We start from the raw sequence: 26,257 nt of genomic DNA on the forward strand, positions 1-26,257 counted from the left end.
CCCCTTACGCTTTAGCTTCTACTTGGTCTTTCTTATAAGTACGAAGTACCCAAATGAATAAACCAATGATGAAGAATGCACTCGGTGGTAAGATCAATAGACCCATAGGTTGGTACCAACCACCATTTTGTACTAATGGAATAATATCAACACCGAATAGTGAACCCTTACCAAATAGCTCACGAATGAAACCAACAGTAAGAAGTACTACAGAGTAACCTAATCCGTTACCAATACCATCAAGGAAAGACATTAATGGTGGCGACTTCATCGCATAAGCTTCAGCACGACCCATCACGATACAGTTAGTAATAATTAGACCAACAAATACAGACAGCTCTTTTGCCGTAGCGTAAGAGAAAGCCTGCAGTACTTGGTCAACTACGATTACTAATGACGCAATAATTGTCATTTGTACGATAATACGTACTGACGATGGGATGTGGTTACGAATAGTCGAGATAAAAAGGCTTGAAAACGCGGTTACCAATGTCAAAGCTATTGACATGATTAATGCATTTTTTAAACTAGACGTTACAGCCAGCGCAGAACAAATACCGAGTACTTGAAGTGCAATTGGGTTGTTAGCGAAAACTGGCCCAAACAGGACCGCCTTCATTTCTTTAGTATCAGCCATTATTTCAATGCTCCATTACGTACTTTAGCAAGGAAAGGGCCAAAGCCGTTTTCGCCGGTCCAAAAATCAACCGCGTGATCAACACCGTTAGATGTTAATGTAGCACCTGAAAGACCATCGATTTTATGCTCATCACCGCCCGCAGTTCCTTTAACGATCTGGATTGGTAACTCTTTACCTTCCCACGTTGCAGTCCACTGTGGGTTTTGAATTTCACCACCTAAACCAGGTGTTTCATTATGCTTGTAGAAGATGATGTCCTTAATTGTTTCGCCATCGCTTTCAAGCGAGATAAAACCGTACATCAAACCCCATAAACCATAACCCTGGATAGGAAGGATAATTGCATCAGTAGAGCCATCGTCTTTTTTAGAGATATAAACAGGCGCACGTTTGGTAATACGTTGAATACCAGCGATGTCCTTAATACCATTCTCTTTTAAAGATTTGCTTAGCTCTGCATCATATTTACTTTTTTCAAAGTCAAAGTCTTCTACAGGGTCTGCAAAATCACCGCTTTGCATATCTATAAAGCGTGTTTCGATTTTAGCTTCAAACGTTTCAGCAACGTTATCAACTTTGCTAATGCCTGCAGCAGCTAAAATATTGCTTTGAATATCTTTTGCCTTATTTGCTTTTTGCAAAGGACGAAGTTGTACAGATGTTAGCGATACAATGACTGCACACACCAAACATAATGAGACAACAACAGCTAGCGTTTTGCCAATTGATTCGTTATTACTAGACATTACGTGCCAACCTCCGCTTGATATTAGCTTGCACTACAAAGTGATCGAATAATGGTGCAAACAAGTTAGCAAACAAGATTGCCAGCATGATGCCTTCAGGGTATGCAGGGTTAACAACACGGATCATGATAACCATAAAGCCAATAAGCGCGCCGTATGCCAATTTACCTTTATCAGTAAATGCAGCAGATACAGGGTCTGTAGCCATAAAGAACATACCAAATGCAAAACCACCTAGCACCATGTGCCAGTACCAAGGCATAGCAAACATTGCGTTAGTTTCTGAGCCAATTGTATTTAGTATTGATGAAGTGATCACCATACCTAGGAATACACCTAGTACAATACGCCACGAAGCTATACGAACGTAGATTAAGAACAAACCACCAATAAGCACAGCAAGCGTTGACGTTTCACCCATAGAACCTTGGATAAAGCCGTAGAACGCATTCCACCACATTTGCATGTTAGCGTAACCTAAGTCACCACCTAACGTACCTGCAAATGCTTGACCTAGCATAGTTGCACCAGAGAATGAATCTACTGCTGTCCATACGGTGTCACCTGAAATTTGCGCTGGGTATGCGAAGAATAAAAACGCACGACCTGCAAGTGCAGGGTTTAAGAAGTTACGACCAGTACCACCAAATATTTCTTTTGCGATTACAACACCGAAAGTAATACCTAGTGCAACTTGCCATAAAGGAATTGTTGCAGGCAAAATTAGTGCAAATAGCACTGATGTTACGAAGAAACCTTCATTTACTTCATGCTTACGCACAGAAGCAAACAACACTTCCCAAAAACCACCAACAACAAACGTTGTTGCATAGATAGGTAGGAAGAAACAGGCTCCGTAGAACATTTTTGCGCCCCAACCGGCATCAGCAGTTAAATCACCGCCTAGTAGCTGGAATAAACCTACTTGCCAAATGTTAGCTAGTTCAAAGCCATTACCAAGTGCCATAGCCGCTTGATGACCAATATTGAACATACCAAAAAACATGGCAGGGAACGTCGCCATCCACACTAAAATCATCATACGTTTTAGGTCGATGTTATCGCGAACGTGAGTTGAGCCTTTATTTACATAACCCGGAGTGTAAAAAATAGTCGCTGCTGCTTCATACAGTGCGTACCATTTTTCGTGTTTTCCACCTGGTTCAAAATGCGGCTCGATATCTTCTAAGAAAGTTTTTAAACCCATTTTAGCCTTCCTTCTCGATCGTAGTTAAGCAATCGCGTAGGGCTGCGCCGTACTCGTATTTGCCAGGACAAACGAAGGTGCATAACGCTAAATCTTCTTCATCTAATTCAAGCGCACCTAATGAAATTGCACTGTCTAAATCACGAGACAGTAAGTCACGTAATAATAGTGTTGGCAAAATATCTAGTGGCATAACACGCTCATAACTTCCAAGTGGAACCATGGCACGTTTTGAACCACCCGTAGACGTTGTCATTTTAAATAAACGACTCGGTGTAAGGTGAGACAAGAATGTACGCGTTACAGAGAATTTATCACTACCTGGTGCAATCCAGCCAAACAATTCCTTTTCGCGACCTTCAAGTAAAACAGATACTTGAACATGGTAACGACCTAAGAATGCATGAACACCAGACGACGTAGCACCGGCAAGTACAGAACCAGAAATAACACGGTTATCACCGTCTTCTAATTCACCTGCCACTAAGTCATCTAATGAAGCACCTAATTGTGTTTTCACTAAACGTGGATTTTTAACGCGCGGACCTGCAAGAGAAACAACACGATCTGTGTAAATTTCACCAGTAAGGAAAAGGTGACCATACGCAATAACGTCTTGGTAACCGATATGCCAAACTTGCTTGCTAGCAGATACAGGGTCAAGGTTGTGAATATGAGTGCCTACAAGGCCAGCCGGATGCACACCACCAAACTCATGTACTTCTACTTGAGCAATAGATGAGCTAGGAATTTGGCTACCAGCTTGCTTACAAACAAATACTTTTCCGTCGGTCAAACGCGATACAACAGCTAAACCCGCTTCAAACGCTTGCGCATTTTCAGCAATAATCACTGCAGGATCTGCAGCAAGAGGGTTAGTGTCTATAGCGGTTACAAATATAGAGCTAGGATTTGAATCCACAGCCGCTACTTTGCTGAATGGGCGAGCACGTAGAGCTGTCCATTGACCTGACTGAATTAGTACTTCTTTGGCTTTTTCACGGTCTAAGCTTGTAAGCTCAGCCTCAGAGAAAGAGTCAAAGGTGATTTGCTCACTGCCGTTTACTTCAATAACAACAGATTGCAGCACACGTTTAGCACCACGATTTATTTCTTTTACAACACCAGAAGCTGGTGCGGTAAATAGGACGCCTGGGTTCTTTTTATCTTCAAAAAGTACCTGGCCTTTTTTAACTTGGTCATCCATACGAATATGCATGGTTGGACGCATACCTATAAACTCTTCACCTAGCACGGCTACTCTTTTGACGGGTGAACCGTCGTGAATAACTTGCTGAGGTGCGCCATCTAATGGTAAATCCAGACCTTTTTTTATGTTGATCATACGCACTTGCACTACATTAACGGAAAGAAACTGAAAAATCGTACCAACCACGTCGCCATTTAAGCTACCCCAAGTTATTTCAATGTATAAAAGAAAAACTCGCTTTGGTTATTAAACAGGCAACGCGGTAAAAACTCTTCACATATTGCCTTAATTTTAACACCATTGTGGGTGACTATGCGAGTGTATTTATGAAAATTATACGACTGAAACGCTTATTTGGTTTTGTTAGCTAGATTTAATAAAATTTAAGTTAGACCAAAGTGGTAGCTTAAGCAAAGAATGAGGTTTTTTAATTGAAAAAAGTCGCATGATGCGACTTTTAAATTAGGGTATGATGACTTTATAGGATTAAAGCTTGCTGAATCTTAAGGCGGTACCTGTTTAGCAATAATACTTATTTATGGGCAATTACCACAAAACATCTGCTCTGCATTACCGAAATGCCAAACTGGTTACTCAACATTTTACCAAGAAAGACAACAAGCCCTGACTATTCAATTAATTGACTAATCAATCAGATTTGCAATTGTTTGAACTGGCTCTACGTCTTGCTCGTAATCAACTGACTCAATGCCAAAACCAAATAAGCGTAAAAATTCATTATGGTAACCAGCGTAATCTGTCAGTTCATCAATCGTGATGGTATCTACTTTATCCCATACAGCTTGGATACGTGCTTGAACATCGTCTTCAAGTTCTTTGTAGTTTTGAAATAAGTGTCCGCCATCATCAAAACGCGGCGTTTCACCGTACAGGTTTTCGGTAAATAAGCCATGAATTTGCTCAATGGTGCCTTCGTATGTTCCGTCCGCTTTCATAACTTTAAATAAAGCAGAAATATACAATGGCATAATTGGTATAGCAGAACTTGCTTGTGTTACAACCGCATTAAGTGACGAAACATACGCTTGACCGTTTAACGCTTTAGTTGACTCTTTTATCGCAGCCGTTGCGCGGTCTAAGTCTTCTTTTGCTTTGCCAATAGTCGCGTGCCCGTAAATTGGCCACGTTAACTCTTTACCGATGTAAGTATAAGCAGTCGTTTTAAAGTTATCAGCAAGTACGTCGGCTTCTTTTAAAGCGTCAATCCACATTTCCCAATCTTCACCACCCATTACTTTAATCGTGTTATCTATATCGTCTTGTGTGGCAGCTTCTACAGTAATTTCGTCAATTTCACGCTTTGACGTATTTAGATTTTTTGTTGTAACTGCATTGCCAATTGGCTTTAACGTTGAAGAGTAAACTTCACCAGTATTTGGATCGGTACGACGAGGCGACGCTAAACTGTAAATAACCAGATCAACCTTGCCTAAATCTGCTTTAATCGTATCAATTGCTTTTTGTTTTATTTCGTTTGAAAAGGCATCACCGTTGATATTTTTAGACCACAAACCGGCTTCGTCTGCTGCATTTTGAAAAGCAGCTGTATTATACCAACCCGCCGATCCTGTTTTACGCTCGGTGCCTTCTTTTTCAAAGAAGATACCCAATGTTTTAGCACCGCCACCAAATGCTGCCGTAATACGCGATGCCAAGCCGTAGCCTGTAGATGCACCAATAACTAACACATTTTTTGGGGCATTTTTTAATGCGCCTTGTTGTTTTACATAGTTAATTTGCTCTTGCACATGTTCGCTACAACCTACTGGGTGAGCGTTTGTACAAATAAATCCACGAATTTTTGGCTTAATGACCATTGATGATCCTATATCTTTACTAAAAAATTAGCGCTAGTTTAAAGGCTAATACTTAAAACACTGATCTGATCAGTTAAATACCGGGGTAAATAGCTGTCAAACCTCAATTAATCAATCTAATTTAGACCCACCTAAACAGTTTGGCGACGCAGGTGCTTCACTATCATGCTCAGCGTATTCGTCCGGAGTGTAAGTATGAATAGCCAATGCATGTATGTCGTTTGCAAGCTCTTCTTTTAAAATTTCATTAATTTGACGATGACGTTGCAGAAGGCGTTTACCTAAAAACTCTTCGCTAACCACAATAACCTTAAAGTGCGAGTCAGTGCCTTTGCTGTGCATATGACTTTCGTTAATTACATTTAAATGCTTACACGCTATAGCATTGCTGATTTTTTCTTGGATTTGTTGCTGCATTGACATATCAAACCATTATTTATAGCTAATTTATGAACTTATCATAGCAAGCCGCCCTGCCCGTTGGCTAACTAAATTACGCAACTAACCTTGTTTTATATACCTAAAGGTTAAACTTATGCGTGGATGGGCTAAGGTTGTTTGCTTTAAAATAGCATGCTGAAAATCTCGCTGACTATTGCCGCTCATAACCAAACAACTACCACTGTGTAATTTTAGATCCGTTACTTTATTACTGGCCTTATCTTTAAGCTTTAATACTCGCTCTGCCCCAAGTGATATGCACACAATTGTGGGTTGCTGACCCAACTCTATCTCATCATCACTGTGCCACCCCATGGTGTCGTTGCCATCACGATAATAATTAACTAACAACGAATTAAACGGCTGGTTTAAATGTGCCTCTAATCGTTTTCGCATTGCCATTAATATACTTGGCCAAGGTTCAGTTATTAACTTACTATTTGAATAGCCGTATTCAATTTCATGGTCGCTAATAAAACATTGTAGTCGTGGGATAGGCCCTGTTTTAGAGTAAACAGTGACTTCTGGCTGCTGCCAGTTAAGGTTTTTTTGTAGATAGTAAAATAAATCGAGGCTTTTTTGCGCGCTAAGCGCCTTTGTTTGATAAGAAAAGCCATTTGGTAACTGTTGGGGGTTGGCGTTTTGCCGTTGCATGTTAGAATTTACCTACATTAGTTTACTGATACAAAACCACTATGACGACCCAAGCCCAGCTAGGCGATAAAACTTTTACTCTTGAACGCTTCCCTTTGGATCAAAAAAACCGCAGCTTACAAGCGTGGGATTCGGGCGATGAGTACCTTATCAATTATGTTAACGAACATCACCCTGATTGTCGCTCATTGCTTATTTTAAATGATAGCTTTGGTGCTCTTGCCTGTAGTTTTAGTCAGTTAACGGTTTGTTCAGTTAACGACTCTTATATTAGCCATCAAGCTGCGGCGTATAACCTACAAGAAAACAAGCTATCTACAACTCAATTTACGCAATTGGATAGCTTATCAGCGTTACCGGAGGGTATTGATTTAGTATTAATAAAAATACCTCGTAATGTTGGCTTTTTACAGTTTCAACTAAGTGAGTTAAGCGAAGTTCTTGCACCAGGCACACCCGTTATTGCTGCAGGTAAAACTAAAGATATTCATAACTCGACAATTAAGGCTTTTGAACAGTTTATTGGTGAAACTAAAACAAGCTTAGCTGTGAAAAAGTCACGTCTCATATTGAGCAGTGCAAAAGGCGGTTATAAAGCCGCTGATTATCCTGTTTCGTGGCAGCTTGAAGGCACCGAGTTTACTATTACAAACCATGCAAATGTGTTTTCACGTGATTCATTAGATATTGGTGCTCGCTTCTTTTTTAACTACTTGCCGCAAACACCAAAAGCTAAACACATTGTTGATTTGGGTTGTGGTAATGGCGTGGTAGGTGTTATGACCTTGGCGCGCTGCCCTAAAGCCTCAGTAACGTTTGTTGATGAGTCATACATGGCGGTTGAATCTGCACGACTTAACGTAGAGCAAAACATGGCAGAACGATTTGATGATTGCGAATTTATCGAAAATGATTGCCTAACCGGCTTTGAAAAAAACAGTGTAGATATGGTGCTATGTAATCCCCCTTTTCACCAAGCACAAGCGGTTACCGATCACATTGCTTGGCAAATGTTTAAACAAGCAAAAGATACATTAAAAGAAGGTGGCGAGCTGCGTATTATTGGTAATCGCCATCTTGACTATCATGACAAGTTAAACCGTATGTTTGGTAACTGTAAGCTATTAGGTTCAAACAAAAAGTTTGTGGTTTTAAGTTCAACTAAAAATAGTGGGGTGTTATAACAATGACAGTAATAAACCGTATATTTGGCTGTGCTGCATTTTTTATTTTAGCAGGCTGTGCAAACCAACCTAGCCAAGTAATACTTAACCCAGTTTACCAAAATGGCCAAGTGAGCACTATAAATAGCAGCCTGAGCACGAGTGTTATTGATGTACGTGGCGATACATCGACCCTCACTCTAGTTGAATCAGACAAAACAAAAACATTTGCCAGCCAAGGTATTACTGAGTCAATTAAAAGTGCTCTAGACAGTGCTCTTAGCCGCAATGGTGCAAGTATTTCAAATTTAGCAACTACTCGATTTGAGCTAGATATAAATGCCTTACAAGCAATGGTTACTGAAACCTTAGTGAGCCATAAAAGTGAAGCTAAAATTGAACTGAGTGTTCGTGTAGTTCGTGCTACAAGTAATTTTACTAAACAGTATAGCGGTAATGCAGCGCTAGAAGGCCCGCTTGGACATGACAGAGCAAAAATAGAAGGTCAACTCAATAAGTTGACTGAACAAATGATAACCCGCATTGTGTCTGACCCTGAATTAATACAGTTTTTAGAAGGTTAACCATGAAACGATTTTTTATACTTTGTTTAGCCCTGTGTTTGAGCGCCGCAAGCCTAGCAGCTCAAGAGGGCAGATTTGTACAAAAAGACAATATGTTTCCACGTGTTGAAATAGTAACGTCACTAGGCAGTATCATTGTTGAGCTAGACCGTTCTCGGGCCCCTATTACAGTCAATAACTTTTTAACTTATGTTTCAGATAAAAGTTATCAGGGTAGTATTTTTCATCGCGTGGAACGCGACGAAGAAAACGAACGCGACTTTGTTATTCAAGGTGGTGGATATGACAAAGACATGGAAGGTTTACATCAAAACGACCCTATTTTTAATGAAAGCGGGAACGGCCTGAAGAATGATATGTACAGCATTGCCATGGCATACCAAGACAGACAACCGCATTCAGGTACTCGCCAGTTTTTCTTTAACATGGATAACAATGACCATTTAAACCCAGGAAGAGACTGGGGATTTGCGGTATTTGGAACTGTAATGGAAGGATACGAAACCCTAGATAAAATTATGACTGTTAAAACAGTTTATAATGAAAAAATTGGTTATGACTTTGTGCCAGAAACACCGGTGGTTATTTTAAATATTAAAATGATTGAACCAACACCATTATAATTAATGAGGTGCAGTAAAGCTGCGCCCACTCGCCAATGAAGGCCCTATGAGCAATACTCTCTCTTTCAGCGAATACTTTTCGTATTTTAAAGATAAACGTTTAATTAATGTGTTTATTTTCGGTATTAGCAGTGGTTTTCCGTGGGTATTGATTGGCTCTGTAATGTCGGCATGGCTAAAAGATGAAGGCCTGAGCCGAAGCATGATTGGCTTATTTGGTATTGTTTTTGGCGCTTACAGCATCAACTTTTTGTGGTCGCCCTTAATCGACCGTACAAAACTGCCTATTTTATATAAGTGGCTTGGCCAACGCCGTAGCTGGATTCTTTTTTGCCAAAGCTTTATATTTATTGGTGTATTATTACTTGCAGGGCTTGATTTAAAAGAAAATTTAGCATTAGTAGCTGCAATTTGCTTACTAATAGCGGTAGCCTCTGCAACACAAGACATTGCAATAGACGCCTTTAGAATAGACACACTAAGTGAGAATGAATCTCACAAAGCCACAGCAGCAGCGGCAATGGCTACTTCCGGGTGGTGGACTGGATACGCGTTACTAGGCGCAATTCCATTTTATATGGCGGATATTCCCTCGCTCGATTGGCCGCAAATTTATTACTTTTTAGCCGCAGTAATGTTGCTACTCATGAGTGGAGCTCTATTTGCCAAAGAGCCGGCCTCTAACCGAGAAGCCGTTCACGAAGAACTAGAACATATATATATCGCAAAACTTGCCACTATTAATAAAACCCCAATTAATAAAGTAGTTGCCTGGTTGGTTGTCACTATTATTGATCCTTTTAGAACTTTTTTTGCAAAAAACGGCGTTAAAACAGCGCTCGCGTTACTTGCTTTTATATTTTTATTTAAAATTGGTGAGGCATTTTTAGGCCGAATGTCGATTGTCTTTTATAAAGAAATTGGCTTCAGTAACAGTGATATTGCAACCTTTTCAAAAGTAGGCACCGCAGTACTTACCATTGCCTTTACCTTTGTAGGCAGCTTGTTTAACCAAAAGTATGGCATTGTAAAAGGGTTGTTTGTTAGTGGTGTAGCCATGGCAGCTTCTAATTTAGCATTCTCTGCTATTGCATTAGTAGGTCCTAACTTAGGTTTATATGCGTTTGCTATCGTAATTGATGGCTTTACTCAGGCGTGGTCTTTAGTTGCTATGGTGGCATTTATATCTATGCTATGTGACAGAGCGTTTAGCGCAACACATTATGCGTTATTGGCATCGCTGGGGAACTTGGGTAGAACATTGCTTTCGAGCTACAGCGGTGTAGTGATTGATGATTGGCTGATGGGAAATTGGTCGTTATTTTTTGTTTTAACCGCTTTAATGGTGATCCCTTCTTTACTGTTTTTGTATGCGATAAGACATAAACTGTATGAGCTTGAGAAAAACTACCATAGTAATTATCAGGCTTAATGCATCCATGCATTAATATTTTGCTTAGCACATTTAATATGCCCCTAAATGAACTAAGCAATACACTATTAATCTACTTTAAGCAGGCTTAGTGCTTCATGTGGGTCAACTTCAAGCGCAGTACAATAACGAACAAACTCAACCACATCTAAACGGCGTTCTTGATTTTCAATTTTGCCGATAAATGAGTGAGGTGTTCCAAGCACTTGTGCAAGGCTTCTCATTGTGTGGCCTTTTTCATGGCGTTTACTTTTAAGCCATGTTGTTAACTTAGCGTTCTCTTCTGAAGAAACAGTTTTCCCCATCATTTTACATCTCCTACTAGACGATTAGACAACCCCACAAAAGCAGCAGTCGTTATCATAGCTGTAGGCAAGTAAGCAGTAACTTATGTTTTAAATAGCAATCTATCGCTTCTTAAAGCACTTGTTGCTACTCACTCCCACCCACATAGCTAAAAAATGACGCTTAAAATGTGGTAAAAGATTTTTGTTATTAGAATGAAATTTTGCCCGTCTCATTCTTGGATACATTATATACTATTAACACTTTGGTTAAATAGTTAATTGTCTTTTCAACTCAAAATCAACCTAGGCAAACATTTACAAACACTGAATATTTCAGCTAAGTTATCAAAATCATTAAAAATAAATTTAATATTCTTAAAATATTAGCACACAATTTTTATAACAAATTTATTTCATATTAACGTTTTATGTTTAATATTAGACAATAATCAACGCAGAAAAGGTTACATAATGTTCAGGCTTCTTTTTTTATTACCTATTATTTTATGCGCAGGGTGGTACTTTTTCTTGCGTCACAATGGGGTTCCTATTAAGCAAGGTAAGAAAGGCTTTCTATATATTTTAGCGCTGTCGGCATTTGTATTAGGTTTTTTTGTATTAATAATGCAAATAACAGAGTACGCTCCCACTAATTTATAGGCATTAAAAAAGCCGCTAATGCGGCTTTTTATATATTGTTCTGTATTTATACACTGAAGCTTGCGCCACACCCACACGTCGTGGTTGCGTTCGGGTTAGATACAAAAAAGCGCGCGCCTTCTAAGCCCTCAGTATAGTCAACCACACCATCAACTAAATATTGAATGCTCATGGGATCAACCACTAAAGTTACGCCATTTTTAACAATTTCTAAATCGCCTGGGTTTGCTTTTTCATCAAAAGTAAAACCGTACTGAAAGCCAGAACACCCACCACCTGTTACGTAAACACGCAGTTTCAGTTCCGGGTTTTCTTCTTCGTCAATTAATTGTTTAACACGAACAGCTGCGGCATCGCTAAACTGAATTGGTAATTCTTCTGACATTTTAAAACCCTCAATATCGTAATGGTGTGATTATCCAATACCCGAGTATTTTAATCAAGTATAGTCAATTAACGCTTTGCTCTAAGTTATACCCATAAATACATTAAAAAATGGCTAAATATCAGTTGTGTGTATTAAAAAATACAGTACTTTAATATGCAACGAGTGGCATATTAAATGAGTAATTATTTTAACTAAAAAGCCTTAGTTTTACTATTTGCCCTAAATAGTTAATTTAAGCTAATAATTTTATAAAATCACAAGGACTTAGTGGTTGGCTTTTGCTAAAATACAGCTGAAAAATGCACTGAGGAAATAATGCATGTGGCTGGAGCAGCTCAGGCGTCGACTCGCACAACCTAAAACATCTGTACAATTATGCCTATTAGGCGTAGTTGCTGGGTTAATTGCTGCATTTTTTATTATTTTATTCCGCCTAACAATTCTTTTTTTTCAAAGCTTATTTTTAGAAACGCCAGACGACTTTACAACCTTACCTACACTTGAACGCGTTTTAATGCCTTTAATTGCCGCATTTTTAATTGCTTCATTTGCAGCTTTTACTGGTTTCAAACATTACCGGTTAGGTATCCCATTCGTAATTCATCGCATTAAACGTCACTACGGGCAAATGCCTTTATACAATACGCTCAACCAATTTGTTGGGGGGGCTCTGGCATTAATCAGTGGCTTTTCGGTTGGACGTGAAGGTCCATCTGTTCATATGGGAGCGACTGGAGCCAGTATTTTAGCCGATAAACTCCACCTGCCTCACAATGCCATGCGTACATTAAGCGGCTGTGGTGTTGCTGCGGGTATTGCAGCATCCTTTAATACACCTCTTGCCGCCGTTATTTTTGTTATGGAAGTGGTGTTAAGAGAATATAAAGTTCATATTTTTGTGCCTATTATGCTTGCAGCAGTAACAGGCGCGCTTGCTACTCAGTTCGTCTTTGGCGAAGGGTCAGAGCTTGCACTCATAACAATTGCTCCTTTAAGTGGCTGGCACTATCCATATTTAATTTTATGCGGCATGGCACTGGGTGCAATAGCATACAGTTTTAATCAAAACTTAATGTTAATTATTAAAACCTTTAAACCTTTAAGCATGTTCCCTCGTTTACTCATTGCAGGTTGTATTGCAAGTTTGATTGCTTATGCCGTACCTCAAGCTATGGGCTCAGGTATGAGTGCAATCGCTATAGCGGTAGAGTCTCCTGATAACGTTCAGCTACTTACCACTATCTTGATTGCAAAATTACTTGCCACGCTATTTGCGATAGGTTTAGGTATTCCGGGTGGTTTAATTGGTCCCGTTATTGGTCTAGGCGTTTTAGTAGGAACGATGATGGCATTTTTTGCCCAGTTTATTAGCCCAGGTACTGATATCGCTGGTACCTACGGTGTATTGGGCATGGCAGGATTAATGGCCGCGACATTACATGCTCCACTTGCCGCGTTAACAACAGTGATGGAGCTTACATCGTCGCCTGAAATAATAGTACCGGCTATGCTTGTTATAACAACGGCGTATGTAACCGCATTACAAGTATTTGGTAATCGCTCTATATTTTTGCAGCAACTAGATTTTCAGGGCCTTCCCTATCATGTTTCGCCCGCCACTGAGGCACTACAAAAGGTGGGGATAATGGATGATATGGATGAAAACTTTAAATTGCTTTTTTCAAACGACAAAGAGCAAATCAAAAATACGCTCGACGCTATGGATAGCCAAACACCGCTCATTGTGTTTGACGAAGAAAACGGTTATCGCCTCGCGGAATACGATTTAAGCTTAATGTCTGACCAAGCAATAAATCTTAACTATGTAAATTTACAAGGTATAAGCAGTCAAGCAACGTTAGCTGATGCCTTTGATATGCTAAAAGACAAGCGAAGTGGCGCTTTGTACGTGCATAATCTACTAGATAATCAACAAATAATGGGCTTATTACGTTGGGATCAAATTCATCATATTTTGACCATTCGTAACAGCTTACTATAAATAATAAGGGTTACTATGAGCGCATTACTGATTTATAAAACGCTGCATATATTTTTTATGATTGCATGGTTTGCAGGCATTTTTTACTTACCACGATTATTTGTTTACCACGCAATGAGCCAAGAGCGTGCATGTAACTCTATGCTAAAAGTAATGGAACGCAGGCTCCTTTATTTTGTAACGCCATTTGCTATTTTAACGGCCCTTTTTGGTGTACTGACAATTGTTGAATATGGTCGTGAATGGTTTAAATACAGCATGTGGCTGCACTACAAGCTTGTACTGGTCATTATTTTATATTTGTATCATGCGTACTGTTTTAAATTATTAGCCGACTTTAAACACGACAGAAATACTAAAACAGATCGTTTTTACCGAATTTTTAATGAATTACCTGTTATCGCGCTGCTTATTATAGTTGCACTGGCAGTAATTAAACCGAGCCTTTAAGCGCTTTGGTACAACCAAATACCATATTAATTACATACTATTTAAAATCTAATATGCGCGATTGCGTGCCCCATTTTATGGATTATCGCGCCCTTTTGAAAAACTAGGAATAACCCCATGTTAAGTTTCCAAGGTGAACATATTCTGTCTGTTAATCAGTTAGACAGAGACTGCATTGAACGTATTTTTGCAGTAGCAAAAAAGATGGAGCCTTACGCTAAAAAGCAAAAGCAAACAACGGTACTTGAAGGCGCTATTTTAGCTAATTTGTTTTTTGAACCTAGCACACGTACACGTGTTAGCTTTGGTACTGCGTTTAACCTGCTTGGTGGAGGCGTGCGTGAAACAACCGGCATGCAAAGTTCAGCCCTTGCTAAAGGTGAGTCTTTGTACGATACAGCGCGTGTTATATCAGCTTATGCAGATGCAGTGGCAATGCGCCATCCAGACGCAGGTTCGGTTAGTGAATTTGCCGAAGGCTGTACCGTCCCTGTTATCAATGGCGGTGACGGCCCAAATGAACACCCTACTCAAGCACTGCTCGATCTACTAACGATTGAACGTGAGTTGCATCGCTTTGATCAAAACATTGATGGCATGCACATCGCTTTGGTTGGCGATTTGAAATATGGCCGTACTGTTCATTCGTTATCAAAACTATTGTGTCATTACAAAAACGTTAAATTTTCAATGGTGGCACCCGATGGCTTGCAAATGCCAACCAGTATTTTAGATGCAGTAGAAAACGCTGGCCATAAAATTGAACTAGTTAACAAAATGGAAGGGAACTTAGCGGCCGATATTGTGTATCAAACACGTATTCAAGAAGAACGCTTTCCATCTCAAGAAGAAGCAAACAAATACCGTGGCGGATTTAGAATTAGCCAGTCAATTTATAACGCACACTGTAAGCCTAATTCGGTGCTAATGCATCCGCTTCCTCGTGATAGTCGTACTGAAGCTAACGAGCTTGATAACGACTTAAACAGCAACGACAATTTAGCTATATTTCGCCAAGTACAAAACGGCGTATTAATTCGTATGGCATTGTTTGCTTTAACGCTCGGCGTAGAAAATAAAGTTGAGCAATATGAAGTAGACGTGCCTTGGTTTAGCCGCAAACGCGACAGCTAACCTTTTTTTAAGTGACAATTTATAGGATTTTTCATGACAATTAGCCAAGACTTATTTGAACGCGCTCAAACCTCTATTCCTGGTGGCGTAAACTCACCAGTGCGCGCTTTTAATGGCGTAGGTGGCACACCACTATTTATTACAAAAGCAGAAGGTGCATTCACGTTTGATGCCGATGGTAATCGTTATATTGATTACGTAGGTTCGTGGGGGCCTATGATCATGGGGCACAATCACCCTGCTATAAAACAAGCGGTTCATGAAGCAGTTGAAAACGGCCTTAGCTATGGCGCGCCAACTGAAGCTGAAATTTTGATGGCTGAGAAAGTAAAAGCACTTGTACCGTCAATTGAAAAAGTACGCATGGTTAGCTCTGGTACCGAAGCAACAATGAGCGCAATTCGCTTAGCACGTGGATTTACAAACCGCGATAAAATCCTAAAATTTGAAGGCTGTTACCACGGCCATGCCGATTCGCTTTTGGTTAAAGCGGGCTCGGGTGCTCTAACTATGGGCGTGCCTAATTCACCAGGTATTCCTGAAGATTTTGCTAAACATACATTAACGGTATCGTTTAATAATATTGAAGAAGTAAAAGCAATTTTTGAAAAATACGCAGACGAAATTGCCTGTATTATTGTTGAACCTGTAGCGGGTAACATGAACTGCATTCCACCTGTTGAAGGCTTTTTAGAAGGCCTACGTGCAGTATGTGATGAATACAAGTCGGTACTTATTTTTGATGAAGTAATGACAGGTTTTCGCGTAGCATTAGGTGGCGCGCAAGCATATTACAACATAAAGCCAGACTTAACCTGTTTAGGTAAAGTAATTGGCGGCGGCATGCCGGTCGGCGCATTTGGCGGTAAAACCGAGATTATGGATTACATTGCGCCTGTTGGCCCAGTATATCAAGCAGGCACATTGTCGGGTAATCCAATTGCCATGGCTGCAGGTTTAAAATCATTAGAGCTATTAAGTGAACCGGGTTTACACGATAAGCTGGAAGCGATTTCAAAAGCCATATGCGAAGGCTTTGAAGCAGGCGCTAAAAAAGCGGGTATCGCTCTTACAACAAACTACGCGGGCGGCATGTATGGATTTTTCTTTACTGACGCAGAAAAAGTAACCACTTACAAACAAGCGACTGAGTGTGACCTAGAGCGTTTTAAACGCTTTTTCCATCTTATGCTTGAAGAAGGTGTATACCTTGCACCGTCAGCATTTGAGGCTGGATTTGTATGTGCTGCACACACAGAGCAGGAAGTACAAAATACTATTGCCGCAGCTGAGCGTTGTTTTGCTAAACTTTAATCGTTAACGCTGCCAAAAATATTTTATTTATTCATATTTAAAATTGGTTGTTCAAGCTAAAGATTTAAAAAAGCCCACTAAGGGCTTTTTTTATTTGTAAAGTAACATAATTGAATGATAATTAAGCGTAACAAGGTCTAGTTGTCTTCACCCTACTTTATTAATTACAAGAGAATCTTATGTCTGGATTACGGCAGTTTGCTGCGCCTGCAACGCGATTAATGGCGAACCTAAAATACAAATCAAAAATAAGTATTACATTTGGTATTCTCTTGATCCCACTTGCACTGAGCATGTTTTTTCTAGTGTCTTTGTTGAGCAAAAGTATTCATGTATCAAAAATGGAACAACAAGGCTTAAAAGGCTATCAGGCAATACTCACTAACCAAATAAAGGGTGAAACGGACAAAAACATCAATATAGCAAGAGCACTAGGCTTCAAAATAAATGACAATGAAGCCGAAGATGTTCTTGAGCTTGTGTCAATTCAATCTAATTTAGCGCTTGATAGTGAACTGGCCAGTGCCTATTTAAATCGCGCGTTGGTAACCCGTGTCCCTGCTTTTATCACTCAAATAAACCTAACCGCCGCGAGCGCAAATACAGTACTGAACAATAACCAATTTACCCCAGATACCTTTATTGCACTTTCAAACCTAAGTAAATCGTTACCCCAATTTGAGCAGCAACTTTTGAAAACACTCGCTATTGCAACGTCAGCGGATAAATCGGTAAATAAAGTGCTTTCTCCCACTTTGAATGAACTACAAAAATCAGTCTCAGCATTTAAGAACGCGATAGATAAAAAACTACTTGAACCCGACGACATAGAGTTAACTCAGCGTGAATTTTCAGCACTCACTGACAATGTTCAAAAAAATATTAGCGCTTTAATCAACACAAGTATCCCAACTTTAGAGTCGTTAATTAGCAATAAAATAAAAGGTCAGCAGTGGACCCGAAACACCGTATTAGTTGCCTCAATAATGAGTTTATTATTTGCACTTTATTTAATGGTTGGATTTTATTTTGCAGTCGTTGATACCATCAGTCGATTCTCTAAAGCAGCCACTAAGGCCGCTAACGGTGATCTAAATGCAACTCTTAACTTACATGGTAATGACGAAATGAGTGTTATTGCTGAGCAGTACAACGCCCTACTTAGTGCCTTTTCACATTTACTTTCAGATGTTAAAACCAGCACAAAAGCACTCTGCGATGCCACTAAGTCTCTTTCGCATGCCAGTAGCCAAACCAGCGACGACGTAATAAAACAGCAAACGCGGGTAAATGCAATTAGCCATGCATTAAGCGATATGGCGCAAACTGCACATACAATTGAAGAATCGGCTCATCAAGCAACCCTCACCGCTCAAAATGCCGCAGAGCATGTAAAACAAGGATCGAGTAATACTATGGAGCTTGCTCAATATATGCAAGATTTAAAAATGGAGTTTACCGAAAGCCAACAAGCACTCGACCGACTAGCCCAAGATAGCCAAGAAATAAGCAAAGTCAGTAAAGGGATCAGTGAAATTGCCGACCAAACAAACTTATTAGCGCTAAATGCAGCAATTGAAGCGGCCAGAGCCGGTGAACACGGACGTGGTTTTGCGGTAGTCGCAGATGAGGTAAGAACACTTGCGTTACGTACTCAAACACAAACACAAGAAATTCACCAAATTATTAGCTCACTGCAAAAAGCATCTGACGATACACAAGTGAAAATGCGTTCAAGCGTTGAAAAAATGGAGTTATCTGTTGAAGCCGCAAACCAAACAAATACGGTACTGCAAAGTGCGGAAAGTAGTATGGGTGATATAAAGCATCAAGGCGAGGTAATCGCTGAACGAGTTAAACAACAAGCCAATGCGACAACTCAGGCTCTAAATGACTCGCAAGAAGTAAATAATTTGGCTGACCATACACTCGTCTCAGCACAATCAACGCTGCAAGACGCGGAGCAGCTCTCACGCTTATCGAACGACTTAACAACGTCAATGCGCTTTTTTAAATCTTAGTTATTAATATCTATAAACAACACAGCCGCTAAATAGCGGCTGTGTTGTTTAGGTTATCATTTTATACAGCGCGGCCTTGGCTCAAATTCACTCACTCTTAATGGAAGTTGGATCACTTTGCCACATCCTGGCGGAGCTTGTTTACCTGTGTGCTCGTTTACAAAAGCCCAACGAATTGAAGGTGGGCGAGTATCAGCAATAGCTTGTGGGTTAAGTGGTTTTAAATAACGAATATAAGCCTCAAGCGCCCCTACGCTGCCAGTTAAACCTGTGCTTTTATTATCATCGCGGCCAAGCCATGCAACAGTTACCGTATTTTGATCAAATCCAGCAAACCAGCTGTCGCGCAAATCGTTGCTGGTGCCTGTTTTGCCAGCTAATTGAATAGACGGAAAGTGTAAATTTAAACGCTTGGCTGTGCCGTCTTTTGTTACGCGTTTCATTGCATACTTAGTCATATATACAGACGCTTTATCAACGCGAGGCTCTGCACTCACTTGATGTTTATATAGCACGTTACCTACAGAGTCGGTTAGTGCTGAAATAGACGTCAACTTCTTATACTCACCGTCATTTGCGATAGTGGTGTAAAGCTGAGCTACATCAAAACTTGATAACTCTAAAGCTCCTAAGAGTAAAGATGGGTATTCATCTATTTGATCATCCACTCCGAGTAATTTAAGTGTATTTGCAACTTTATCCACCCCTATATCTAAGCCTAAATTAACTGCAGGTATATTAATACTATTACTAAATGCTTGATAAAGCGGTATTGCACCACGGTATTGACGATCAAAATTTTCAGGCTGCCATACATTACCTTCTTCATTGGTTACCTGTAACGGCGAATCATCAAGTAATGTGGCCAAATTATAATTTGGTGATTGCAGCGCTGTTAAATAAACGGCGGGCTTAACTAAAGATCCTATATTCCTCTTTGTATCAAGCACTCTATTAAAGCCTGAGTATCGAATGTCGCGCCCTGCTACAAGGGCCGATACACCACCCTTATCTGAATTTACAGATATCATAGCCACTTCAAGTTTATCTGTTTTAGGGCGTCTCTCTAAATACGGTAAGCTTTTCTCAACCGAATTTTCCATTGCTGTTTGTTTTTGTAAATCAAAGTAAGTAAAAACCCTAACACCAGCATCTAACGTTTGCTGATCGGGTAGTAATTTATTTAATTCACGGTTCACCAATTCTAAATACCCAGGGTATGATTTTTGTAAACTTTCTTTCATTGGCGCAATGTCTATTGAGCGCTTAAGCGATGCTCGGTATTCTTTTGTACTTATTAATTTGTTTTCTACCATAAGGCGAAGCACTAAATCGCGACGCTCCATAGTGCGCTCTTTATAGCGGCGAGGATTGTAATAAGACGGGCCCTTTACCATCGCCACTAGCAGCGCTATTTGGTCGTATTCAAGCTCATCAACGGGTTTTGAAAAATAAAACTCAGACGCCAAGCCCATGCCATGCACGCCTTGGTTATAAGATTGTCCTAAATAAACCTCGTTTAAGTAGGCCTCTAATATTTGGTCTTTTGAGTAACGATAATCCAGAATAAGCGCTATAAACGCCTCATTTATTTTTCGCAATAGCGAACGTTCACGGGTTAAATATATATTTTTAGCGAGTTGCTGCGTTAATGTACTACCGCCTTGTACTGTTCGCCCTGCTCTAATATTGGTATACAAAGCGCGTAAAATAGAAAAAACAGATACACCGTGGTGCTCATAAAAATTACGGTCTTCCACCACTAGCAAAGTGTCTTTTAACATAGCAGGAAACTTATCAAGGGGCACAAATTCCCTATCTTGCTTAGAATCGTTACCAATGCGGGCTATTTGAACAGGCTCTAAGCGAGCATTATTCAAGCGCCTACCAAATTTATCTTTTACAGAGGCTACCTTTTGTCCTGCAAAACGCAGCTCAACAATCCTAGACTCCTCCAGCCCATCATAAAACTCAAACTCACGTCGATAAATTTTAATGCTATCGGCCGTTTTAACGTATTGGCCGGTGCGGCTAAGTCGATTAACCGACGAGTAATTTAGACGTTCAAGTTCAAATTCCACCTCTTGACTTGATAAAAATTGCCCTGGGTAAAACTGCATTGCACGCGCATACACTTGTGCTGGTAGTTGCCATTTATTGCCCTCAAATACACGTGTTGTTTTTGAGTCTAAATAAATAAGGTACATGGCCATAGCAATAAAAACCGCCAAGCTTAGCTTCCAAAAAACTGACCATGTTTTTCTCATAAATGAGCGTTTAACCACAGTTTTTGCCGCTTTTTTTGTTGATTTGGGTTTAGTTTTACGTGGCGAACTGCTTGCTTTCGATGCACGCTTAGAAGGGGGTTTACTACTGGGTGTTTTTTTATTATCAGCCATGTAAGTGTAATGTGTTCCAACGGTTTATTTACAAAGGAGAGCTTAGCATATTGGTCATAACCCTAACACCTGAAAAATTAACCTTCCCTGAAACGAAAAAAGCTCTACCTAAAGTAGAGCTTTGATGAACACACTATATAAATTTAGTTATTACGAACAGATACAAACTCAGGGTAAGCTTCTACACCACAGTCGTGTTGATCCATACCGTTTAGCTCTTCTTCTTCTGTAACACGTATACCCATTGTGTATTTTAATATAGCCCACACAATGAACGATGCTACAAAAACAAATGCCAAGATAGTTACTAAACCGATTAACTGGTTAACAATGCTCGCATCACCGTTTGAAAGCGGAACTAGCATTATACCTAATGCACCACACACACCGTGTACAGAAATAGCACCTACTGGATCATCAATCTTAATCTTGTCTAAAGCTATAATGCTAAATACAACTAATGAACCGCCTAATAAACCAAGTAAACAAGCCATTAATGGAGAAGGTGAAAGAGGGTCTGCAGTAATAACAACCAAGCCCGCTAACGCACCGTTAAGTACCATTGTTAAATCTGCTTTGCCCCATAATACTTTACATACAAATAGTGCTGCAATTGCACCCATTGCCGCAGCCGCGTTAGTGTTAAGTAAGATTTGACCTACAGCCGTTGCGTTTTCTTTATCTGATAGTAATAACTGCGAACCACCGTTAAAACCAAACCAGCCCATCCACAAAATAAATGTGCCTAAAGTTGCAAGTGGCAAGTTAGAACCTGGAATTGGGTAAACTTCACCGTTTTTACCGTATTTACCTTTACGAGCGCCTAACAAAATAACACCTGCTAGTGCTGCTGCTGCACCTGCACCATGAACAATGGCAGAACCTGCAAAATCAACAAATCCCATTTCAGACAAGAAACCACCGCCCCATGTCCAGTAACCTTCCATTGGGTAGATAAAGCCAGTTAAAACAACAGTAAATGCTAAGAAAGCCCATAGCTTCATTCGCTCAGCAACCGCACCCGATACAATTGACATAGCTGTTGCAACGAAAACCACTTGGAAGAAAAAGTCAGACTCTAAAGAGTGATCGGCATCAGCAGCTTGCGTACCAATTAACGCACCCAGTGATGGCATGATTCCGCCCTCAGCGTTGTCTACATACATGATGTTGTAGCCAACTAACAAAAACATGGTACATGCGATTGAATAAAGCGCGATGTTTTTAGTTAAAATTTCAGTGGTGTTTTTAGAGCGAACTAAGCCTGCTTCTAACATGGCAAAACCTGCTGCCATCCACATTACCAATATACCCGATATCAAAAAGTAAAATGTATCGAGTGAAAATTTAAGTTCTACAATTGTATTTTCCATAAGCCCCTCTTAAATTGCTTCTTCGTCAAGTTCGCCAGTACGGATACGAACAATTTGATCTAAGTCGTACACAAAAATTTTGCCGTCACCAATTTTGCCTGTTGATGCAATTTTAGTGATAGCTTCAACTACGCGTTGGCAATTTTCTGTACGAGTTGCAATTTCAAGTTTGATCTTTGGAATAAAATCGACTTGGTACTCTGCACCACGGTATAACTCTGTATGACCTCGTTGACGTCCAAAACCTTTAACGTCAACTACAGTCATCCCCTCAATTCCTAAATCAGCGAGCGCTTCACGCACATCGTCTAATTTAAATGGTTTTATGATTGCACTAATCATTTTCATAGTGGCCCCCTCGGACTCTTTATTGTTATCCTGTTGAGTTACATAATCCAACCTTTGTGCCACTATTTAATCTAATTTAAAAACAATAACTTAATTAAAATACTTTGCTTTACCACAAAAAAAACGCACCATTTAGGTGCGCTTTTTTAACAACTTAGCTACATTGGTGCACATGTAACACTGCACCAAAACTTAACACGTTTTTATCCTATGCAATTTCTACCTTTACTTTTTGCTTCATACAACGCTTTATCGGCAACGCGCATCGCATCTTTTAAATTCGTATTTTGAAACTCTGCAAGCCCAATGCTCGCCGTTATCGTGCATGGCTTGTCACTAATAGAAAAATCGTAACTAGCCATTTTTTTTCTAAATGCTTCAAGGTACTCGCGAGCTCTCGCTAAATCTATGTCTGGTAACACAATGGCAAACTCCTCTCCACCGACTCTTGCTACCGTAAATTTTGCAAAGGTTGAGCGAATAAGTGAGCCAACCTGTTTAAGCGCCTGATCGCCGCCTTCGTGACCAAATGTATCGTTTATATTTTTGAAAAAATCCACATCAAGTAACGCAAGCGTATTGTTTTGATCTTTGTTTTTTAATAGCTTTTCAGCATATTGATAAAAGTAACGTCGATTATATAAACCCGTTAAATGATCTCTAAATGCACTTTCTTTTATATCTGCAATCAGTGATAGCTGTTCCATTGTTTGCAGTACACGACAGTGAAACTCCTCATTCATAAACGGTTTGGTTAAAAAATCGTTTGCACCATATTTTATAAAGCGTGCTGATAAACCATGCTTACCTGCGCCAGACAATCCAATGACGGCTAAATCGTCTCGCCCTCTAAAATTACGAACGGCTTTAACTAGCTCAAAGCCATCCATTGTAGGCATAGCGTAATCAGTCATAAGTAACTTTATATCTGCATCAGCTTTTAGTATTTCAAGTGCCTGCTGTCCATCATTCGCGGTTGTCACATCAAATAATTGCTTTTCGAGCATTTGTTTCATTAATGAACGGCTCAACATAGAATCATCGGCAATTAACGCTTTACAGCCTTGGTTTCTGAGAAGTTGTGATACTAACTTAACAGCATAATGATAAGAATCACGGTTATCTTTTATAACGTAATCAACCACACCATCTTCTAGCATTTGCTGGCGTTTGTACTCGTCTATCTTTGATGTAAGCACAACCGTTGGAATTGCTTTAGAAAGTGTGTATTTGGCAACTTCGCCACTTGGGGCATCTGGAAGTGTTAAGTCAACAAGCGCTAGGGAATAGTCGTACTTTTCTACGTAAGCCTTGCACTCAGCTAAAGACCAAGCAAAATCAACGGCAACATCTAAATACTGGGCGGTTAAGTGGCGTAAAACCTGCTGCACTACTTTGCTGTCTTCAACCACTAATACTCTTTGCATAGATCTTCTCTTTGTTCTCATTATTTTTGCAACATTTGCTGCAAATGCAAAATAATAAAACTTACCGGTACTACGCTTTACGCAGCAAAAATAAGTAAAAATAAGTAAAAAACATCCAGAGTCATTGTTATTGAACGCTTTAAATATTAAAGCACATTCCATTAAGTAGCTTGTAAATCGACAGATATAATAAAAAAACAAACCTACAAGCAAATATACCTGATTTTAATTATTAGCTAAATAATTAAACAAATATTTAAACCAATAATAATCGTTTTATCTACTTACCAGCTAATTTTAATTAACTTAACCACTTATATCGGCAGCTAGTCTCATTACCTTTGTTATTTCACTCATTTTTATCTTTAATGAGTTATTAAATATAATAAGGATACCTCATGAAGCTTAGTCGTATTTTACCAATCACGGTTTTTGCATTAATGCTCAGTACCCATGCTAATGCTGATAATCAACGCCGTATTGATGTAGATAGTAAAGTTATCACCCAACACAAAGCTAAAATTAATGGTCAACGCTTTAATTATACGGTTGCAACAGGCACTCAACCCGTATGGGACGACAAAGGCGATGCCGTTGCTACACTGCAATACACCTATTACACACGCGATAAAGTTGATGATAGAACCAAACGTCCATTGCTCATTTCTTTTAATGGTGGCCCTGGCTCAGCCTCAGTTTGGATGCACTTAGCCTACACCGGCCCACGTGTATTAAAAATTGATGATGAAGGCTACCCTATTCAACCCTATGGTGTTAAAGACAACCCATACTCTGTACTTGATGTTGCCGACATTGTTTATGTAAACCCTGTGAATACAGGTTATTCGCGAGTTATTGAAAACGAAAAAGGCGAAATGCTTTCTAAAGCTCAACAAAAAGAGATGTTTTTTGGCGTTAACGCCGACATTAAATACCTTGGCGAGTGGCTAAATACCTTTGTAAATAGAACAGAGCGTTGGCGCTCTCCAAAGTTTTTAATTGGCGAAAGCTATGGCACAACACGCGTATCGGGCCTTGCACATGAGCTACAAAATAGCCAATGGATGTATATTAACGGTGTTGTATTAGTGTCACCAACAGACATTGGAATTAAACGCGAAGGCCCAGTTAAAGCGGCAAATCGTTTGCCATACTTTGCAGCCACCGCGTGGTATCACAAAGCACTAAATGCCGATTTACAAGCAAAAGATTTAGACGAACTCCTTCCTGAAGTTGAGCAATTTACTTTAAACGAATTAATACCAGCTTTAGCAAAAGGTGGCTTTTTAGCGCAAGACGAAAAGCGTCGTATCATTAAAAAAATGGCTGCGTATGCTGGCCTTTCAGACACGTTTGTCGATCAAAACAACCTTGATATCCCTACGCAATACTTCTGGAAAGAATTATTACGTGATAGAGGCCAAACAGTCGGCCGTTTAGACTCTCGCTACCTAGGCATAGACAAACGCGATGCAGGAGATTCACCTGACTACTGGGCAGAGCTGACTTCATGGTTACACTCGTTTACACCTGCAATCAATTACTACCTGCGCGAAGAGTTAAACTATAAAACCGACATAAAATATAACTTATTTGGTAACGTTCATCCTTGGGATAGAAGTGGCAATAATACCGGTGAAAACCTTCGCTTAGCAATGGCTCAAAACCCTTACTTAAATGTAATGGTACAGGCGGGTTATTTCGATGGTGCAACCAATTACTTTGATGCCAAGTACACAATGTGGCAATTAGATCCAAGTGGAAAAATGAAAGATCGTTTGAGTTTTAAAGGCTACAGAAGTGGGCACATGATGTACCTTCGCCATGCTGACTTAGAAAGTTCAAATAACGACTTAAGAGAGTTTATTCAAAACTCACTACCTAAAGATTCTAAATCAGCCAAATATTAAAATACT

24 protein-coding genes are annotated in these 26,257 nt (G+C 39.8%); 11 read left to right on the top strand and 13 right to left on the bottom strand.

The window, feature by feature from the left end:
- Positions 1-4: 4 nt before the first annotated feature.
- From CWB62_RS12145 to CWB62_RS12175, 7 genes are all read right to left on the bottom strand, one after another.
- Complete coding sequence (locus tag CWB62_RS12145) at positions 5-637, bottom strand: NADH:ubiquinone reductase (Na(+)-transporting) subunit D (RefSeq protein WP_006791491.1); 633 nt, start codon at positions 635-637, stop codon at positions 5-7.
- Positions 637-1,386 (bottom strand): Na(+)-translocating NADH-quinone reductase subunit C, encoded by a 750-nt coding sequence (locus CWB62_RS12150; protein ID WP_010556997.1) that lies wholly within the window; start codon positions 1,384-1,386, stop codon positions 637-639. Before CWB62_RS12150 ends, CWB62_RS12145 begins: the two co-directional genes overlap by 1 nt.
- Entirely contained in the window at positions 1,379-2,593 is a 1,215-nt protein-coding gene (locus tag CWB62_RS12155; protein WP_006791493.1) for an NADH:ubiquinone reductase (Na(+)-transporting) subunit B, read from the bottom strand. Before CWB62_RS12155 ends, CWB62_RS12150 begins: the two co-directional genes overlap by 8 nt.
- A gap of 1 nt (position 2,594) precedes the next feature.
- Positions 2,595-3,938, bottom strand: coding sequence for a Na(+)-translocating NADH-quinone reductase subunit A (locus tag CWB62_RS12160; RefSeq protein WP_058404995.1), 1,344 nt, complete (start codon positions 3,936-3,938; stop codon positions 2,595-2,597).
- A gap of 509 nt (positions 3,939-4,447) precedes the next feature.
- A complete protein-coding gene (gene fabV, locus CWB62_RS12165; RefSeq protein ID WP_138527566.1) occupies positions 4,448-5,641 on the bottom strand; it encodes an enoyl-ACP reductase FabV in 1,194 nt (397 codons plus the stop codon).
- A gap of 111 nt (positions 5,642-5,752) precedes the next feature.
- Positions 5,753-6,064 carry a BolA family protein gene (locus CWB62_RS12170; RefSeq protein WP_058552181.1) on the bottom strand — a complete coding sequence of 104 codons (312 nt, stop codon included), beginning with the start codon at positions 6,062-6,064 and terminating at the stop codon, positions 5,753-5,755.
- 78 nt (positions 6,065-6,142) lie between these two features.
- The gene (locus tag CWB62_RS12175; protein ID WP_138527565.1) at positions 6,143-6,736 is read right to left on the bottom strand and encodes an alpha-ketoglutarate-dependent dioxygenase AlkB family protein; all 594 of its coding nucleotides are present in this window, start codon (positions 6,734-6,736) and stop codon (positions 6,143-6,145) included.
- A 41-nt stretch (positions 6,737-6,777) separates the two neighbouring features.
- Here CWB62_RS12175 and CWB62_RS12180 point away from each other — a divergent pair, with 41 nt between their 5' ends.
- The 4 genes from CWB62_RS12180 to CWB62_RS12195 are packed head-to-tail and all read left to right on the top strand — an operon-like array spanning position 6,778 to position 10,538.
- On the top strand, positions 6,778-7,920 hold the full coding sequence (locus CWB62_RS12180; RefSeq protein WP_138527564.1) for a methyltransferase: 1,143 nt from the start codon (positions 6,778-6,780) through the stop codon (positions 7,918-7,920).
- Positions 7,921-7,922: 2 nt separating this feature from the next.
- Positions 7,923-8,483: a YajG family lipoprotein gene (locus CWB62_RS12185; protein ID WP_138527563.1), complete on the top strand. Its 561-nt coding sequence runs from the start codon at positions 7,923-7,925 to the stop codon at positions 8,481-8,483.
- 2 nt (positions 8,484-8,485) lie between these two features.
- On the top strand, positions 8,486-9,106 hold the full coding sequence (locus tag CWB62_RS12190) for a peptidylprolyl isomerase (protein ID WP_138527562.1): 621 nt from the start codon (positions 8,486-8,488) through the stop codon (positions 9,104-9,106).
- A gap of 46 nt (positions 9,107-9,152) precedes the next feature.
- Positions 9,153-10,538, top strand: a complete 1,386-nt coding sequence (locus CWB62_RS12195; RefSeq protein ID WP_138527561.1) for an AmpG family muropeptide MFS transporter — start codon at positions 9,153-9,155, stop codon at positions 10,536-10,538.
- A gap of 68 nt (positions 10,539-10,606) precedes the next feature.
- Here the strand turns inward: CWB62_RS12195 and CWB62_RS12200 are convergent, their stop codons facing one another.
- Positions 10,607-10,846: a helix-turn-helix domain-containing protein gene (locus tag CWB62_RS12200; protein ID WP_006791502.1), complete on the bottom strand. Its 240-nt coding sequence runs from the start codon at positions 10,844-10,846 to the stop codon at positions 10,607-10,609.
- 450 nt (positions 10,847-11,296) lie between these two features.
- Between CWB62_RS12200 and CWB62_RS18870 the strand changes: the two genes are divergently transcribed.
- Positions 11,297-11,485, top strand: a complete 189-nt coding sequence (locus CWB62_RS18870) for a hypothetical protein (RefSeq protein ID WP_058404988.1) — start codon at positions 11,297-11,299, stop codon at positions 11,483-11,485.
- A gap of 46 nt (positions 11,486-11,531) precedes the next feature.
- Here the strand turns inward: CWB62_RS18870 and erpA are convergent, their stop codons facing one another.
- Complete coding sequence (gene erpA / locus CWB62_RS12210) at positions 11,532-11,870, bottom strand: iron-sulfur cluster insertion protein ErpA (protein WP_006791504.1); 339 nt, start codon at positions 11,868-11,870, stop codon at positions 11,532-11,534.
- 322 nt (positions 11,871-12,192) lie between these two features.
- On the opposite strand from erpA, the gene CWB62_RS12215 reads away from it, so the two are divergent.
- The 5 genes from CWB62_RS12215 (at position 12,193) to CWB62_RS12235 (ending at position 18,794) form a co-directional block, all read left to right on the top strand.
- On the top strand, positions 12,193-13,875 hold the full coding sequence (locus CWB62_RS12215) for a chloride channel protein (RefSeq protein ID WP_058404987.1): 1,683 nt from the start codon (positions 12,193-12,195) through the stop codon (positions 13,873-13,875).
- Positions 13,876-13,890: 15 nt separating this feature from the next.
- Entirely contained in the window at positions 13,891-14,325 is a 435-nt protein-coding gene (locus tag CWB62_RS12220; protein ID WP_058404986.1) for a CopD family protein, read from the top strand.
- Positions 14,326-14,442: 117 nt separating this feature from the next.
- Positions 14,443-15,459, top strand: a complete 1,017-nt coding sequence (locus tag CWB62_RS12225) for an aspartate carbamoyltransferase (RefSeq protein WP_006791507.1) — start codon at positions 14,443-14,445, stop codon at positions 15,457-15,459.
- 33 nt (positions 15,460-15,492) lie between these two features.
- Complete coding sequence (gene hemL / locus CWB62_RS12230) at positions 15,493-16,773, top strand: glutamate-1-semialdehyde 2,1-aminomutase (RefSeq protein ID WP_058404985.1); 1,281 nt, start codon at positions 15,493-15,495, stop codon at positions 16,771-16,773.
- Positions 16,774-16,952: 179 nt separating this feature from the next.
- A complete protein-coding gene (locus CWB62_RS12235) occupies positions 16,953-18,794 on the top strand; it encodes a methyl-accepting chemotaxis protein (protein ID WP_138527560.1) in 1,842 nt (613 codons plus the stop codon).
- Between the two features lie 56 nt (positions 18,795-18,850).
- On the opposite strand, the gene mrcB is transcribed toward CWB62_RS12235, so the two are convergent.
- The 4 genes from mrcB to CWB62_RS12255 form a co-directional block, all read right to left on the bottom strand.
- Entirely contained in the window at positions 18,851-21,193 is a 2,343-nt protein-coding gene (gene mrcB / locus CWB62_RS12240) for a penicillin-binding protein 1B (RefSeq protein ID WP_138527559.1), read from the bottom strand.
- Between the two features lie 143 nt (positions 21,194-21,336).
- Positions 21,337-22,566 carry an ammonium transporter AmtB gene (locus tag CWB62_RS12245; protein WP_138527558.1) on the bottom strand — a complete coding sequence of 410 codons (1,230 nt, stop codon included), beginning with the start codon at positions 22,564-22,566 and terminating at the stop codon, positions 21,337-21,339.
- A gap of 9 nt (positions 22,567-22,575) precedes the next feature.
- Complete coding sequence (locus CWB62_RS12250; RefSeq protein ID WP_004587162.1) at positions 22,576-22,914, bottom strand: P-II family nitrogen regulator; 339 nt, start codon at positions 22,912-22,914, stop codon at positions 22,576-22,578.
- A gap of 203 nt (positions 22,915-23,117) precedes the next feature.
- Positions 23,118-24,341 (bottom strand): GGDEF domain-containing response regulator, encoded by a 1,224-nt coding sequence (locus CWB62_RS12255; RefSeq protein WP_138527557.1) that lies wholly within the window; start codon positions 24,339-24,341, stop codon positions 23,118-23,120.
- Between the two features lie 398 nt (positions 24,342-24,739).
- Here CWB62_RS12255 and CWB62_RS12260 point away from each other — a divergent pair, with 398 nt between their 5' ends.
- Positions 24,740-26,251 carry a S10 family peptidase gene (locus CWB62_RS12260; RefSeq protein WP_138527556.1) on the top strand — a complete coding sequence of 504 codons (1,512 nt, stop codon included), beginning with the start codon at positions 24,740-24,742 and terminating at the stop codon, positions 26,249-26,251.
- The last annotated feature ends 6 nt before the right edge of the window (positions 26,252-26,257 follow it).

It is taken from the genome of Pseudoalteromonas sp. S408 (genome assembly GCF_005886645.1).
Classification (GTDB): Bacteria; Pseudomonadota; Gammaproteobacteria; order Enterobacterales; family Alteromonadaceae; genus Pseudoalteromonas.